Origin of the sequence: Bacillus sp. CH140a_4T, assembly GCF_008923725.1 — a bacterium.
Classification (GTDB): domain Bacteria; phylum Bacillota; class Bacilli; order Bacillales; family Bacillaceae_G; genus Bacillus_A.
Window position 1 is genome coordinate 120680 of the sequence record NZ_WBPF01000021.1, and the last position, 16749, is coordinate 137428.

General features: G+C 31.4%; 10 protein-coding genes. 5 read left to right on the forward strand and 5 right to left on the reverse strand.

Annotated elements, in window-relative coordinates:
* Positions 1 to 62: 62 nt before the first annotated feature.
* Positions 63 to 1439, reverse strand: a complete 1377-nt coding sequence (locus F8162_RS22455) for a lytic polysaccharide monooxygenase (protein WP_151630419.1) — start codon at positions 1437 to 1439, stop codon at positions 63 to 65.
* Positions 1440 to 2040: 601 nt separating this feature from the next.
* Here F8162_RS22455 and F8162_RS22460 point away from each other — a divergent pair.
* From F8162_RS22460 to F8162_RS22480, 5 genes are all read left to right on the forward strand, one after another.
* Complete coding sequence (locus tag F8162_RS22460; RefSeq protein ID WP_151630418.1) at positions 2041 to 2364, forward strand: hypothetical protein; 324 nt, start codon at positions 2041 to 2043, stop codon at positions 2362 to 2364.
* 1647 nt (positions 2365 to 4011) lie between these two features.
* Positions 4012 to 5055, forward strand: coding sequence for a Fic family protein (locus F8162_RS22465; RefSeq protein WP_151630417.1), 1044 nt, complete (start codon positions 4012 to 4014; stop codon positions 5053 to 5055).
* 843 nt (positions 5056 to 5898) lie between these two features.
* Positions 5899 to 7407 carry a spore germination protein gene (locus tag F8162_RS22470; protein WP_151630416.1) on the forward strand — a complete coding sequence of 503 codons (1509 nt, stop codon included), beginning with the start codon at positions 5899 to 5901 and terminating at the stop codon, positions 7405 to 7407.
* Positions 7394 to 8497 (forward strand): GerAB/ArcD/ProY family transporter, encoded by a 1104-nt coding sequence (locus F8162_RS22475; protein WP_063222328.1) that lies wholly within the window; start codon positions 7394 to 7396, stop codon positions 8495 to 8497. The genes F8162_RS22470 and F8162_RS22475 overlap by 14 nt, the downstream gene beginning before the upstream one ends.
* Positions 8494 to 9621, forward strand: coding sequence for a Ger(x)C family spore germination protein (locus F8162_RS22480; RefSeq protein ID WP_151630415.1), 1128 nt, complete (start codon positions 8494 to 8496; stop codon positions 9619 to 9621). The genes F8162_RS22475 and F8162_RS22480 overlap by 4 nt, the downstream gene beginning before the upstream one ends.
* Positions 9622 to 9826: 205 nt before the next feature.
* Here F8162_RS22480 and F8162_RS22485 read toward each other — a convergent pair whose 3' ends face one another.
* From F8162_RS22485 to F8162_RS22500, 4 genes are all read right to left on the reverse strand, one after another.
* On the reverse strand, positions 9827 to 12436 hold the full coding sequence (locus F8162_RS22485) for a putative mucin/carbohydrate-binding domain-containing protein (RefSeq protein WP_151630414.1): 2610 nt from the start codon (positions 12434 to 12436) through the stop codon (positions 9827 to 9829).
* Between the two features lie 511 nt (positions 12437 to 12947).
* Positions 12948 to 14081 (reverse strand): HBL/NHE enterotoxin family protein, encoded by a 1134-nt coding sequence (locus F8162_RS22490; protein ID WP_060488861.1) that lies wholly within the window; start codon positions 14079 to 14081, stop codon positions 12948 to 12950.
* Between the two features lie 31 nt (positions 14082 to 14112).
* Positions 14113 to 15339, reverse strand: coding sequence for an HBL/NHE enterotoxin family protein (locus F8162_RS22495; RefSeq protein ID WP_151630413.1), 1227 nt, complete (start codon positions 15337 to 15339; stop codon positions 14113 to 14115).
* A gap of 65 nt (positions 15340 to 15404) precedes the next feature.
* On the reverse strand, positions 15405 to 16724 hold the full coding sequence (locus F8162_RS22500; protein WP_151630412.1) for an HBL/NHE enterotoxin family protein: 1320 nt from the start codon (positions 16722 to 16724) through the stop codon (positions 15405 to 15407).
* Between the last annotated feature and the right edge of the window lie 25 nt (positions 16725 to 16749).

The following is a 16749-nucleotide window of genomic DNA, read 5'->3' on the forward strand; positions in this document are numbered from 1 at the left end:
TTTGGAACGACCTTTAATTTTCAAAAAGAAATCCCAAAATGTTAACTACCTTTTCCAGTTTATCATTTATTCAAAACTGGCTTCCAAAGTGATAGGGCAAAAATCCAATTTGAGTCGCCGTTCCCTTGATAATCTTGAACCGCTTCATACACTTTTCCCTCATGTACTACTCTATCACCTTTAGTATATGCCTTTCTTGCATCCCATTTTTCATATGTGGAATCCCCTGACTTTGTTGTTACATTCAAAATATCACTTCTACTAGATTCATTTCCAGCTAAATCAACCGCCGTCACTACATACTTATACAATGTATTAGCCTTCAAATCTTTATCCATAAAGGATGTATTATCAGCTGCCCCAATTTTATTCATAACCCCAGCGCTTTCTCTATATACAATATAATGGTCAACACCTACATTATCTTCAGACGGACTCCACATCAAATCAACAGTTGTCGCTGTTGTACTCATACTATGTAATCCTTTTGGTTGAGTTGGAGCCTCTTTATCTGGAATTTCATTTGTTGTCTTAGCCTTTAGTTTTTCACTTTCTTTTGATATGTTTCCAGCAGCGTCTAATGCCTTTATTGTATAGGTATATTCCGTATTTGCTTTTAGTTTTTTATCAGTAAAAGTTGTACCTGGTACCGTTCCAATTACTTCTCCATTACGTAACACTTGATATTCTTTTACGCCTATATTATCAGTAGAGGCCTTCCATGTTAGTTCAACACTATTGGCAGAAACTTTAGACGCATTTAATCCCGTTGGTTGACTTGGAGCTACTGTGTCGGGAGTTTCATTATTTACTAAATTCACATCAATTACGTTATAAAACGCATTTGACGTATCTGCTACATCCCATACAGCTAAAATAACATGATAACCATTTCGATCAGTTGGTACATTAATTGTATGTGTTAAATTATTTGATGCGGCCGAACCGTCATGGTTCACAGTTCCAATTGGTTCTAATTCAGCACGTGTTAATGGTTTATTAGGATCCCATCCCTTTTTTGTAATGTAATAATGCCATTTACTTGTAGAATGTGCCGCTGTGTATTTCCATGTAAATGTATTTGCTCCCCCCTTTATTGTATTTTTGAACCAGCGATTTGATGTTTGTTGGTCAAGAGTCCCTCCAAACAGTCCTCCTGCCGAAGCAATTTTCCCATCAATCGGTCCACCATCTGGGAATCCTTTAGGTGCTTCTAGACTTTGAGGTTCGTACATTACATTTCCACAATTTAAATTTAATGCTCCATAATTCTGACTACATAAAGCAGCACGACTACTCGGCTTTTCAACAAACCCATGTGCATATGCACTTTGAGGAATCATTGTAATTGCCGTCACCCCTGCAGCTAAAACACAAGCACCAATTCCTTTTTTACTTTTTCTTAATCTTTCTAACTTAGATGTTAATTTCAAATTCATACTTGTCCCCCCAATATATTGTTTACGCTAATATAATAGCAATATAGGGATAAACGAACAAATCACCCACTAATATATTAATAGTTCAATAACATAAACACATTTAGTTTATTTATTAACCTGATATGGGGCTAAATTAAGCAAATTTATTCTATTTTGTAACATTATGTAGTAAAGAGTTTATAAAAAAACAATAAAGATTCACAAAAAATCCAAATATCGATTACGGTTTAATATTCTTACTTTTTGGTATATTGAAGTTTATATTTTCAAAATAATATAATTCCAGAAACGCCTTACACACATATTGTACAATTCCAATTTACGATTCATATGAACTTAATATACGGTTTAAATGAATCTCACTTCACTATGGTGAAACTGTTGAAACTTTACTTCAATAACTCTGTAGGAAACTTATAAACAACTAAAAAAGGACACACCTATAGCATATGTATGCGTAGGTATGTCCTTTTCTCAGATAAATTTTAGAGTATTAACTTCTTTTTATTCTATCGTATAAGATAACTATTTAAATTTAAAAATATTTAGTATAGAATAGGAACATTCGCTATATTTATGTATGAAAGGATTTTTGGAAATGAACTTGTTGCAAATCAAGAAAATGGAAAATTTAATTTGGACTATTGAACATAGTAGTGACCTCTCAAAAAGGTTTTACATAATAAAATTTTTTGATAGAGAAAATACAATTAAGCCAACTGAAACGTTAGAATTTGGAAATAGAAATATCGACAAATTTGAATGGGTGTTTATTAATATATTTCCAAGGGTTGTAACAACTTATGTCCCTTCCACTGGAAGGAAACCTGATGAATCATTAATAGATACAACTAGAGAAAACAGTAAAGAGTCACTTATTTTACAAGGAATACGAACCTACACCCAGTTTTGGTCATGTTAACCCCCACCCTTCTATAGAAGCAAATATAATTTTGCATAAAATGTGGTTTTTTAAGTTAAGGTGAATTCTATATGTAAATTCTTCTGAGAGTTTCATTCACATTGTATTGTTTGTTATTTGAAGAACAATGAGTTTTTTATAATATACGATATATCAATTTTTAAAATGTATGCTTATACTTATTTTTTTAGACATTTTATTCTCTTAAGAGCATCCACGCAAATACATGCTCTTAAGAAAATAAAAGTAGTACGCATGAGATTGAATGAATATTAAATAAAACACTTTGGATCTGGAACTTATCTTACACTTTGTTTTATATACATAAAAGAAGGGTAGAATATCCTTTTTTATTTTTAGATTTGCCTACTAACACTTCAAACAATCTACCAGGACGTTAAGTAGTGAATAGTTCAATTTAAGGGGAGTGTTTTAGTCTCTACTAATTTAGTAGAAAATTCAGTTCCACATTTAACCTTTCTAAATTCTAGATGATTAAATCCTTGATTAGCGCCTCATCGGTTGAATCAAAAAGGTATGCACTTTAATACACCTAGTCCAACAAACGTAAATATTACTCCTACCAAATCAAACAAAAAAATTTGAGTAGCCCCCTATTTATTGCACTAATTATAACTAGAGCTAGCCCTTTCCTTTTCTTTAAATTCCTACTTTAACTAGACCATACGGACGTTAAGTGATATGAAAAGGTTCTTTATAATGGGGGGATTTTTCACCTTTTCTAAATAACTTATTATATTATTTTTATCTAATAAGGCACAGAAACAAATTAAAAACCTTTAGTGCTCCTGAGAAAAACTCTTGAGGAAAAACGTTTTTAGGGTGAAACGTTTTTCAGGGTACTTTTATACTGACTCTTTTCCTTAAAATGTTTCTGTACCTAATATTTAAATTAACTTATGTCAAAATATTTCGCAATACAAGTACTAAATGCTACATGGATATATAGAAAATGACACTTTTTATGAGCATAACCCATCAAATACTTATATTAAATATAGAAAAGTTACCTTACTATTATTAAATTTGTTAAATTAAATAATGAAAATGGAGAATTCTAACTTTATAATTGTCACAATTTAATCTATATATCTACTCCTTTATTACTCGTAAAAATCATTTCATAATTCCTTCAATATTAATTTATGAAATGCAGAGACCATCTAAAGCAACAATTTTCTTACATTTGATTGTTTTTCTATCTAAATTTATTTTGTCGAAAAAAGTCGATATTTTCATATTTTTTTCATTTAATTATTGTACATTTGCATATTTAATGTTAGGATTATGCCTATTCAAATTAGATCCTATTGATTCCTCTTTAAAATTTCTTTATTTTATTTGTGAAAATTAGTTACTTTCTAGTAAATTCCCAGCAATAATACAGCAAACTACACTAAAAATAATTCTAAAATTATATTTTCTATCTGTGTATATTCAATTTTTATTCAAACATGATTAATTATAAGTTCTAACTCGTTAATCAAATTTAAATAACAATTTTGATTCTAAAATAAGTTCAAAATCAAAATAAATATATTGTTATTTCAAAATAATGTTGTAAACTATCTTTAGAATGGAAAGATTTATGTAACAGCATGTTAAGGGGTTACAGGGGGAATAAAAATGAGAAATTTTTTCGATGACAAGTATAAAAATATTGAATTAAAAAGGAGACTATTAAATATAATCAGTGAAATTAGTGAATTAAAAGGAAAATTAGCTGCTTATCAGGAACAAAATCCTGATATATTTACTAGCTTAGAAAAAACCATACCACTTCATTACATAAAAAACTTTACTACTACCTATGAAGATATAAAAGTCCCAAATAAAAGATTAAAAGAACTTATTTTAGATGATATAGTACCTCAAAATATTTCGGAAGATGCTATCTTTTGTTTTTATCAAACACTTACTTTTGTACATAAGAATTCCTGTGATTTATTAATCAATTCAGAGACTATACAGGAATTACATTTTCAATTAATACATTACATTACCTCTGACAGTGCCAAATGGCGCGAAAAACCGTTTGCTATTCCAGGTATTCCTGAAAACGGAATGCACTTAAATAGTTACCGCATTCTTCCACATGAGCTTATTCCACAAGTAATGGAACAATTATGTGATCAATATAACTCATTAAATTCTAGTAAGGGTCATCATTCACTTTTATTAATAGCTCGTTTTATATTTAATTTTTATTGCATAGTTCCTTTTAATCAGGGTAACGGCAGATTGGCACTTATGTTAATGCAATTGCTATTAATTAAGAGTGGAAATACATTTGTAAAATATGTATGTCTGGATAAATACATTAAGAAAAATGAATCTGAATATTACAATTCGATTTATAAATCTTCGGTAAATTGGTACTGCGAGGAACATAATAGTAGTTTTTGGTTAAAAACGTTTTTAACTATTATATTAGAGGCGTACAAAGATCTTCATAATACAGTTCTAGATTCTATATGTAAGCATACTAAAGTGGAAAGAATTCAGGATTTTATACTTAAACAAAAACAACCCTTTACTAAGGAGTGTATTCGTAACACATATCCAGACATAGCAGAGAGTACAATCAGTAAGGCTTTAAATTCCTTGCAACTGTTTGGCCATATTAAGCTAGTGACAAAAGGAAGAAATGCTAGTTGGATTAAAGTTTAACTATACTTGTAAAACACTTACAGTTCAAAAAAGAAAATTATAACTTTATCATTTAAATTCATGCCTTTGGACTCTTATTCATTGAATTTCACTTTAATATATTAAGCTATTATTACTAATTTAGTTATTTCTAATTCCTACAAAACGTTTTATAGGAATATTTGTCGAAAAAAGTCGTATTTTAATATTTTTTCTTTATTTCCTGGTTGTAAACGTTTCATTTTCGTGTTACCATCTTAATCAAACAATAGTTGGTAATAAAAATAAAAATATTTCTTTCCCTTAGAAACATATAAACGTACGATCATATCAAGAAAATAAGGCCAAAGAAATATTTGATACCTATCCAAATTATCAATAGGAATTTTGCCGCATTAACTTTCTGTTATTTCAGAATAAAACTTCACATTTTGTCCCTAAACAAAATTTGTTAGCGTGCAAAATTCAAATACACTAAAACACCCAAATAAATGAAATGTCCTTTTTTATTGAGCATTGAGGTATGAAAAAATAATTCTTCCTACAAAATCCAGCTGAGTGACATAAAGAGATCTAAATTACTACCTTTATCGCCATCTATTGTTGACAACATATTTACCAACTATTAAAAAGAACCTATCAAGGGTTCTTTTTTATTATAATCATTCAAATTTCACTTCTATCTTTATACTTAGATTTCTACACAAATTACATCTACTTTTTTACTCTCAATTATTGAATTTATAATATAGTACTTCAATTTTATTTATTCTTGATCTCAATCCGTTTAAATTAGTGAATAAAATTCAAACATATAAAAATAATAACTACAACTAATCGTTATATATTAAAGAGGTGTCAATATTGTCCTTAAATGAAGAGACCTTAGAAACTAAAACAAATAATACCATTGAAAAAATCCAAACAAGTAACTTAAAAGAACTTAAAAATACTTTAGATAATATCTTTGATATTAGTGCTGATTTAATTGAACACCCTTTGCAATTAAAAACAAACACGAATATTTTACTATATTATTTTGAAGGCCTTACAGATGGTGTCGCTTTAAAAAGCAATGTTGTTACACCATTACTACAAGAAGTAAATGAAGACAGTCAAATATTTAATTCTAATATTATTGCTACTCATACCAAAATAGTATTTACATGGAATGAAATTAAAGAAGGATTACTTGAGGGTCAATGTGTTCTATTTATGGAAGGAGAAAAGCGGTCACTTCTAATAAATACAAAAGGCTGGGCAGAAAGAGCAATTCAAGAACCCATTTCAGAAGTTACTATTAAAGGCTCACATGATGGATTTATTGAGAATGCCACAAAAAACATAGGCTTAATTCGTCGATATATTCCTTCTACAGAGTTAAAAATTAAAAAGCTGACGATTGGAGAAAGAGCAACTTCATTAGTCTATTTAATTTACTTAGGTGATGTTGCGAGCGCAGATGTAGTCCAAGAAATAGAAACTAGAATCTGTAAAATTAAAACGGATGCGGTATTGAGCATTGGAGAACTATCTAATTATACAAAAGATCAAAATTGGACTCCTTTTCCACAGGCTTATTTAAGCGAACGCCCAGATGCAATTTCAAATCATTTACTTGATGGGAAAGTAGCAGTGTTAATGGATAGATCCCCTGGTGCAATGATTGTTCCAATGAATTTAATTGGATTTTTTCAAACTCCAGATGATTATAATATTCATTGGCTCATTGCTTCATTTTTTCGCTTATTACGATTTGCAGGATTTATTATAGCTATTTTTTTACCGGCATTTTATATTGCTATAGTGTCTTTTCACTTTGAAATCATTCCTATAGATTTATACACTTCTATTGCAACGTCTAGAGTCAAAGTCCCTTTCTCTCCCTTATTAGAAGCTTTTATAATGGAAATCACACTAGAAATGCTACGTGAAGCTGGTATTCGCTTACCACAACCCATTGGACAAACCATAGGAATTGTTGGAGGGATTGTAATTGGACAGGCGGCTGTTCAAGCAGGTCTTGTGAGTAACGTTATGGTTATTATCGTATCTATTACAGCCATTGCATCATTTATTGTTTCTAATTATGATTTATCAAGTTCTATACGCCTTATTCGTTTTCCAATGATGTTATTGGCATACTTTTATGGGATTGTAGGTATCGTTAGTGGATTAATGCTCTTATTCGCTCATTTTGTTTCACTAACCTCCTATGGTTCACCATACGGATTGCCAATCGCGCCATTTCGGCTTCAAGAATTAAAAGATTCTTTTGTAAGATTTCCTATTTCTATGATTACCACCCGCTCGAGTACAGGACAGCCGAAACAAAAAAAGAAAAAAGAAGGTGGTTCGCATGGGGAATCTTAAATTCCAAAACATAACTTTATTTGAATTTATTATTTTCATTCATTCACTGCAACTTGCATCAGGTATGTTAATCATGCCAAGCCCACTTGCTACTACGGCTGGCACAGATGGCTGGATTTCTATCATTCTTGGCTGGATAACTACTTCTATAATCGGCGTATTTATTATATTATTGTTACAAAAAAATCCCAACAAAAATTTCTCACAAATCCTAAAAACGTACTTTGGTAAATGGATAGGGACAATTCTTTTTCTTTTATATGCCTTTTATCTATTTTTTGCTGGCTTTAATACTTTATTAAAGGCAACTGATATTGTAAAAGTGTGGATATTTCCTTCCACTCCTGCTTATCAAATCACCATATTATTACTATTACCTTTTATTATTTTGGCCCTGAGTGGGTTAAGGGCTCTTACTAGTTATTCTATGCTTGTTTTCTTCTTCACTACTTGGATGCCACTATTTCTTCTTTTTTCACTAAAGACTAACTACAACCCTTTACACCTATTACCTATTTTTAAAGATGGATTATACCCTATTCTAAAGGCAACAAAAGAAACCATTACTCCTTATGCTGGCTTAGAACTTGCATATTATATATACCCGTTCTTACAAAAAAAACAAAAAGCCATAAAAGGACTACTAATTGCGAATACTGGAACCATGTTTTTCTATCTATATGTGACTATTCTTTCTTATATATACTTTAGTCCGGAGGGGATAAAAGACGTAATCTGGCCAGTATTTCATCTGTTAAAAGGGGTTCGTTTTTCTTTCATGGAACGATTAGAAATTATATATATCGCTTACTATTTAATTGTATTTTCCACTACGATATATCCGTATTTATTTTTCAGTTTTAAATCTGTGACCATTTCACTTCAAAAAAACGCCCGCAATTGGGCGCTGCTTGCTTTTATGTTATTTATAGTTGGCCTATTTATTTTCCTAAATCCCGATGTGGATCAATATTTGTTTATATATTCTCTTATGGATATCTTAAATGTCGTTTTCTTTATTCTATTACCAATCTTATTTTTCGCTTACAGTATTCTTTTTACTTGGATTACTAGGAGGAAACAACTTTGATTCGAAAATGGATATGGATTGTAATTTGTTGTGTATATTTAATTGGTTGTAGTCAGAGAATTCCTCTTGAGAAGGTTTCATTAATCCTGTTAATTGGCTTGGATAGAACCCCTAATGGAGACATAAAAGTTGGAACAAGCATACCACTCTTTCATCATAAACAGCCAAAAAGCACTATAGAACATTGGACACAAGCATCTACTGTATATACTGGATTCAGTAAAATAGATACGAAGTTAACTGGCTTTATGACAGCTTCCAAAGCTGAAATCATTTTAATTGGGAAAAAATTAGCGCAAGAAGCAAATTGGTTGCAGGAGCTTGATTCCTCTTATCGTGATCCTTACGCTACCATTAATGCTAAAGTAGTACTTGTAGATGGACCTGCAGAAGAAATTTTTAAAATTCACAAGCCTAGTAAACCATCACTTTCATCTTATATAAATGGTGTAATCGAATCGTCAATTCAAAATAACCAATCCGTCTCTTCTACAATTCAACAATTAATGAGAGAACAAAATGAAGAAGGAATGACGCAAACTGTTCCAATTATCAAAAAAACAAAGAATGAAATCGACACAGTAGGAATTGCATTTTTAAATCGCCGAGGGAAATACTTAACTCATATCCCTAAAAAAAATGTTAAATTTTTCAATCTTATAAATAAGCCAAAAAGTAACGGCCGAATGATACTACACCTTGCGATTCCTCCTAAAAAACCTAACAAAAAGACAAACACATCTATCTTCGTACAGAACGCGACAAGGAAGGTAGATGTTAATTATCAAAACGGAAAGTTTGTATTTAATTTCAATATATATGCTAATGTAGCTTTAATAGAAAAAACCAATGCGAATTTAATTAAGGGGCACTATGATAATAAAAAAAATATAAATAATTTAAAAAGTGCTATTCAAAAAGAAATTAATGATAATTTACAAAATATATTAAATCAAATACAGCAGAATAAAATTGATCCAATCGGATTATCCCTATATGCTAGAGCCTTTCAATATAAAGAGTGGAAAAAAGTAAAAGGAGATTGGTTGCAAGCGTTAGCAGAGGCTAAAATAAATGTAAAGACACATGTCAAAATAAAAGATACTGGGACCATTAGAAATTAGATTGGCCGATTCTTTTATTTGACAAATTTTCTCAGTCGAGTGAGTTTTTTACAAGTTACATTAAAAAATATAGCTGTTGATGAAAACAAGAGTATATATAATAGAGAGAGTATTTTCATTTCACTTTTATTTATATAAAAGCCAAATAGCCGTTCATAATGAACGGCTATTTAGCATCTTACTAATAATTTGAATGTTCTTCATGTTAATCTATTTTGTTTAATCCCGTAGAAGTAACTTGATAGGTTCTTTTTTTGCCTATATATTCTTGTTTATTATTCTCAAGGTTAATAAGTGTAGCGCGTGTCTTTTCCTTTACTGCTTCCCCTTCTATATGGGTAAACTCAATGTAATCTCCCACTTTTACGGGCACGGCTTGGCTTTCAGCAGTTTGTTGTCTATTTCCCACTATTTCCTTATTGTACACAACACTACCGGATGAATTCTGTACTTTAATACTTGCATACGTATTATTAAAGTAAGAATGTGGTACACCTGCTTCTAAATTCACCTGCATTTTCTCTGTTACCCTATTATAATCTACTTTTGCGATTTCCCTATCACTATATCCCTTTAAAGACCAACCAAATTGATTTCCGTCTAAAACCGTTGTTTCTGGCATTTTTTCTACTTTCTTCATGCCTTCTTTTGTAACTTCATACATTGCTTTTTTTCCAAAGCTTTCTTGTTTACTATTATCTACATTTGTGAAAGTAGCTCTATGCACACCTTCTAAATGTGTTAACTCAATATAATCTCCTACTTTAACTGGAACTTTTTGTGATTCAGCGTTTTGTTGTTTGTTTCCATAAATGTCTTTATTGTATACTACTTTCCCTGATGTATTTTGTACTTTAATACTCGCATATGTTTCATTAAAATAATGATGTGGTACGCCTGTTTTTAAGTCCACTTGCATTTCTTCTGTCGACTTATTGAAATTGATTTTAGCAAACTCAAAATCACTTATTCCTTTTAGTGACCATCCAAATTGATTTCCGTCTAAAATTGTGGCTTCTGGCATTTTTTCTACTTTCTTCAAGCCTTCTTTTGTAACTTCGTACATTGCTTTTTTTCCAAAGCTTTCTTGTTTACTATTATCTACATTTGTGAAAGTAGCTCTATGCACACCTTCTAGATGTGTTAACTCAATATAATCTCCTACTTTAACTGGAACTTTTTGCGATTCAGCATTTTGTTGTTTGTTTCCATAAATGTCTTTATTGTATACTACTTTCCCTGATGCATTTTGTACTTTAATACTTGCATATGTTTCATTAAAATAATGATGCGGTACGCCTGCTTTTAAGTCAATATGCACTTCTTCTGTCGACTTATTGAAATTGATTTTAGCAAATTCGAAATCACTAATCCCTTTTAATGACCATGCAAACTTATTTCCTTCTAAAATATTATTTACATTAGGTATATCTGGTTTAATTGGATTAGAATCTGTCCCCTTCCAAATCTCTGCTGTTAAAGTTGGATACCCTAATGCAGCTACTTTTTGAATGGTATCGTTATTTGGACGTAATCCCCACTTCTCAAAGAAAGGTATCAAATTTTGTTTGGCTACTTTTGATGCCGAAATCATAAATAATTGTTTTTTATTTTCATCAGTTTGTGGAAGTTCACTTGAAGACATGTCTCTATACAATTGATGCAATTTAGGATAGAAGTCCTCTCCATATGCTAACTGTAGTTGCCAAAGCATAACAAGCTTAACAAAAACATCACTAACTTCGTCATAATTTTTATTAGGTTGTTCTAAGTATTGAAATGCCTTAGTATAAGCGCCCTCCTGTTGCAATCTAAAAGATTGATTAGATGTAAATGCTTTTTCTACAGAAAGGCTGTAAATATTATTTTGTACTTCTGTCATATTATAAAACTTCCAAGGTGATTGCTGTCTCAAATGCCCTGCCTCATGCCAAGGACCCCAGCCATCTTTTATAAATTTATTAATATCTAACACGTATTGGATTGCATCTCCTACATATGCGGTTCGATAAGAAGTTGCATACATATAATAATCGGGAGAATGATTTTCTTCTACGTAATGAATATAATGTTTATCTACTTGTTCCTCGGATAAACCAGCTACTTTGTCTTGAATTCGAGTAGCTTCATCCATCTTTTTTAAGAGTTGTACAGGATCTGTATTAGAACCTAACAAATATTTCTTAACACGTGCAGGGCTGGCCGTAATTAATACACGTTCTCCTTTTAACTCCACTGCATGTGCATTGGGATATTGGTCCAGCATGTTTATTAAATCTTGTTTTGTATGCTTGCCTAGTTCAAAGAGAGGCGTAGTCGTTCCACCAGTTGTGACCGTTGTTCGAATGGTACCACCTTGTTGTTTATTGTAAAAATAAATCATTCCTCCATTTGTCGATTGGATTGTGTTTATACCAGGTTTTAATGTAAATGATTTTATTTTAGAATCTTCTCTCCAAGAAGCATCATACGAATACGTTCCAATGTATGCCTGAATATTTTGATTTCCTTCTACATTAATCGTTATTTGTTCATTTGGCTTTGCATATAAACCAGTGGGTTCATATGGACTAAATGCCATACTTTTTCTTTCCTGTTGTTTCAGTACCTCAACATCCCCTTTTCCTGGGACTGTATATGTTCTGTTTTCTGATTTAACTGACTTTCCCTCTTGCAGTGATGTCGATATTTTTTTTTGCTGCTTTGTTTCCTCTGCAATGATATCTGTTGTAGAAATCATTGCAGTTGCAAGCATAGTTACTGTAGCGGTGGCTGCAAGTATTTTTCTAGTTTTATATTTTGAGTTATTTCCCATATTATCTCCCTCATTTTCCCTTAGTACATGTAAGGACTATTATTTTATTTATCATATTTTAACATCAAAAACTATTTACGCTATTTATGTTGTATCTAATACTCTATTTTTTCTCATAATAGTCTCCTTTTCTTTATTTCGAATTGTTTATAAATGTTATTTGATGACACATAAAATAACAACTTTTCAATAAACTCATCAATAACAACCTATTATGTTTTGATTTAGTATTATTAACTTCCATCTAATTGTATAAAAGTATTCAATTAGGAAAATAAGAATATAAAGCTCACTAATCATAGATTAGGTTTTACGGAAAAATTCATAAAAATCATTCACCTTAAAAATTCAAACTTGTATAACTACTTTCTACATATAGGATGGAATTATAAAAATATTTCAATAAAACAAAAGACAGAGGCCTGATTATACCTCCGTCTTTTCAATTTATAAAGAACAAAAAATCATTTTATAACTGTATAAATGCCCTTGCAACAAATACCGTATTCCGCTATTTTTTTGAAGAAACAGGATCCATTTTTAATGTTTTTATCCCTTCTTTTAATGTAAACGCATCCGCTCTCAATGTTTTCCAACTATCTTTCGCTGCATTCAAATTAGGTTTTAGGAATTTGAATTTATTTTGATCCGCTTTTTGGGATGCTTTATCAATATGACTTAGCACTCCCGAATATTGAGAATCTAAATCATGCCATTGTGCAGACATATAGGTAAGTGCATTAATAGCCGATCCAATCGCATTGTGCATTTCATTAATATTATTATACGCAACACCAACTACACGATTTAATGTTACTTTATAATCTATAGTCTGACGTAATTGTGCTAACAATGGCTCTAACGTACCTAAATTATTTCTTGCTACCCCTATCATTACACCACCAGCAATCCACGTAGGAATTGAGGGAATTGATACAGTTATAATTCCATCTGATTCTACTTGTTTAAAATGTCTTACTTGCTCTAAAACTTCATTTAGGCGCTTTTCATCTTCATCAATTCCAGATGCTTGGTTTTTCAGAATCGAATGCAAAATATCTTTATGACCTCCAAATGCCCGGACATCTTCTCCAATACTATCTCTTAACTTAGCTAGTTCTTGTATTAAATTCTGTGTATATGCTTGATTTTGTTTAATCTCACCTTGCAAATCTGTAATGCCTTCTTTTAATGTGTCTGCATCCCCTTCATTAATCGCTTCTACTAATGTGTCATAATAATTGTCGAATTTAGTATCATACTCTACAATCCCCGTCAGTGTATCTAAAAGTTGTTTTTTTATGTGTGAATCCCATTTCGTAGCATGCTCTCTTGCATTCTTTTGATCTTGTAGAATTTGACTAGGTAGATTTGTATATCCTTTAATGTCAATTCCTTCAAAGTTAACATCTGGGTTTTTAATTAACAAATAAGAGTAATCATTCATAGATTTTGCAAATACCCCAGCATCTTGCAAAGCTTTTTTCATCTTTTCGCTGTTTACAGAAAGAGAGATATCTTCGGTACTAGTTTGTTCCATTTTACTTTCATTTGCGAAGGCTGCCACTGGAGAAACTACAGTAGTTGTTGTCAGAGTCAAAAACGTCGATACAGCAAGTAGTTTATAAGGAAAGTTTTTATTCATTTTAATTCCTCCTATACATATATATTGATTTTTAGTTTGTTTTTTCTTGTTTAAAAGCAATGTCTTTTGAAATGAATTCTGCATCCTTATGAATATCATTCCAACTTTGTTTTGCAGCCTTTAAATCATCAGGTATTAAAGAAAGTTTATGTTCTTGCATTTGGTCGATATTATCATATAGATCTTTATAATTCGCTCCCATCGTATTCCATTGTTGCTGAATATTCGTTAGAGACATGATTGCTTGATCCACTGTTTGATACAAATATGTCAACGTGTCTTTTGTATTAGTAAGTGAAATAACTGCTTGGTTAGCAAGATCGGCTTTCATACTTAATTCTCCGATTTTATTAGAAATTTCATTATAAGAGTTCATATTATTAGATGCCGCAACACCAGCTGCTGTTCCTAAACCGATACCAGCTGCCCCTAGAGCTGTTAGACCACCAACAACAGCTGGTGTCGCTGTGCCACCGGTCACAACAATTACTACCGCTCCTGCAATCGTTCCAATAACTAAAATAGCTGCCCCTAATCCACCACCAATTGACCAGGCTAATACATTATCAAAATGTGCTTTCTGCGTAGAACGTAAATTCTCAATTTCGGCCTGAAGTTGTGGGACTAGTGCTTGTTTTCCCGCTAATATAGCCGTTAATCCCCCTTGTCCATCTGGACCTCCAACATTATTTTTAAAATCTACAGTATTTGTATACAACTTTGTTTTGAAAGCTTCTAACATCTTAATAACTTCCGTAACTTCATTTGAATTTGTATGAATTGTACCGATTAAATCCCCTATTCCTTCTTTGAGGCCCGCCTTATCTTTCTTTTTTACAGTATCTATTAGTGTGTCGTAATAATTTTGAAATTGTTCATCATAATTTACAATATTACGTGCTGTCTTTTGAATGTTTGGCTTCGCTGTATCTAGCCAGTAATTTGCATTGATTCGTGACAGTTCCTGATTTAGGTGAATGTTTTTGATTAATTCTCCCCCCCCTGAACCTAAATCAACGTTGGATAAATTTACATTCGGTTGCTTAATCATTGTTTTTGCGTACAAATCCATTACAAGAATATGAGAGCCTGTTTCAGCCAACACTTTCTTTAACCCTTCAGGTCCTAACGCATAATTTTCTATTTTCTGTTTTTGTGCTGTCTGTTCTTGTGCAAGTGCGTGAATAGTACTACCATTCGTAGCAGTTATAACCGTTGCTAAAGCGGCCAAAGTTATGACCTTAAATGGAAATTTCATTTTTTGATTCTCCTCCTTATTTCCAGTTACGTTATAATTTTTTCATTAAACCTTATTTCTTAATATTAAAATTTATTAACTTGTTCTTCGAGTTGATTTGTTATATTTTTTAGTCGTCTTAATGTATCTTTTTGAGACTGAGTGTTATTCGTATCAACTTCAGTCGATAATTTTGTAAGACTATTATTTATTAGATTCAAATCCTCTTTATAACGTTTCATTAGCTCAATTTCTCCATCTACTTGATTAGCAAATGTATGCAAATCATTTTGCATGAAAAGAATCATTGATTTTTGTAAATCTGCTACTGTTAATTTAGTTGTTAAGTCATATAATTTTTGATTTTGTTTCTCTAGATCATCTAAATGCGCTCGTTGCTCTGCTGTTAGTTTATTAATTTCTGCAAAGGTACTGTATGTTTTTTTAATTTTTTCAGGATCAATTACTTTCATAAGATCATACTCTTTCGTTTTCGTAACTGCAGCTGCAGCAATTTCACCTTTTTTACTTTTCTCTATCGTTTCACGTGCTTCTTTTTTGGCAGCTTCAATTTCTATAGCTGATCTTCCTTTTTCTGTTGCTTCTTGCTCTGCTTTCTTCTCTGCTTCTACAATAGCATTGTTTATTTCTTTTCCTTTGTTATACGCTACTACTGCTGTTTGAGCAGCCGGTTCAATGATATCTTTTGATAGACTATAAATTTCTTGGAATACCTTTAGCCCTTGTTCATTTAAAGCTCCTGGTAATAATGCTATTTGCTGTAAATCATTTTGAATTGATTTTTTTGTATTTAGCATTTCATTTTTTAACTTGTCTATTTTTCCTGTTCCCTCTGAACTAAGTACACTCTGTGCTTTTACCACATCCGTATCAAGATTTTTCAGTTTCTTATCTACCTGTAGTTTAAGATCTGTTAACTCATTAATCTGACGTTGCACGTTTTCTTGGTTTGTTATAGTCATATCTTGAAGAACTTCCAGTCTATCTAAAAACCCTTCTTTATCTTCCTTATTATCTACAAATCCTTTTAATGTTGGATAATAGCTATTAAATTTGGTTGCAAATCCCTTGCTTTTTGAATTTAGTAGAATTAGTTTTGGATAAAGTTCTGATGACCACTCTTTCATATCTTGTTTAATTAGAAATTGAGTTGTATTTAAAGATGGAACTTCTTCAAGTTGCACATTCGGACTTGCTAAGGCTCCATCTATAAAGGTTTGTGTTAATTTGGAGTGTGCACCTATTTTTCGTAATGCTGAGGAAATATCTATATTATCTTGTTTCGTTTCTGCCTGAACGATTGGCATTGCGAGAGTATTGATAGGAATAGTCGCTCCAGTAACGATTGATGTTATTAAAAATCCTGTCATAATTTTATTCTTCATTCCGTACACCTCTTCACTATTGTTT

What these genes read in the sequence shown, in the direction of transcription:
- F8162_RS22455 (WP_151630419.1), bottom strand. Translation starts at nt 1,439, where the DNA reads ATGAATTTGAAATTAACATCTAAGTTAGAAAGATTAAGAAAAAGTAAA.
- F8162_RS22460 (WP_151630418.1), top strand. Translation starts at nt 2,041, where the DNA reads ATGAACTTGTTGCAAATCAAGAAAATGGAAAATTTAATTTGGACTATT.
- F8162_RS22465 (WP_151630417.1), top strand. Translation starts at nt 4,012, where the DNA reads ATGAGAAATTTTTTCGATGACAAGTATAAAAATATTGAATTAAAAAGG.
- F8162_RS22475 (WP_063222328.1), top strand. Translation starts at nt 7,394, where the DNA reads ATGGGGAATCTTAAATTCCAAAACATAACTTTATTTGAATTTATTATT.
- F8162_RS22485 (WP_151630414.1), bottom strand. Translation starts at nt 12,436, where the DNA reads ATGGGAAATAACTCAAAATATAAAACTAGAAAAATACTTGCAGCCACC.
- F8162_RS22490 (WP_060488861.1), bottom strand. Translation starts at nt 14,081, where the DNA reads ATGAATAAAAACTTTCCTTATAAACTACTTGCTGTATCGACGTTTTTG.
- F8162_RS22495 (WP_151630413.1), bottom strand. Translation starts at nt 15,339, where the DNA reads ATGAAATTTCCATTTAAGGTCATAACTTTGGCCGCTTTAGCAACGGTT.
- F8162_RS22500 (WP_151630412.1), bottom strand. Translation starts at nt 16,724, where the DNA reads ATGAAGAATAAAATTATGACAGGATTTTTAATAACATCAATCGTTACT.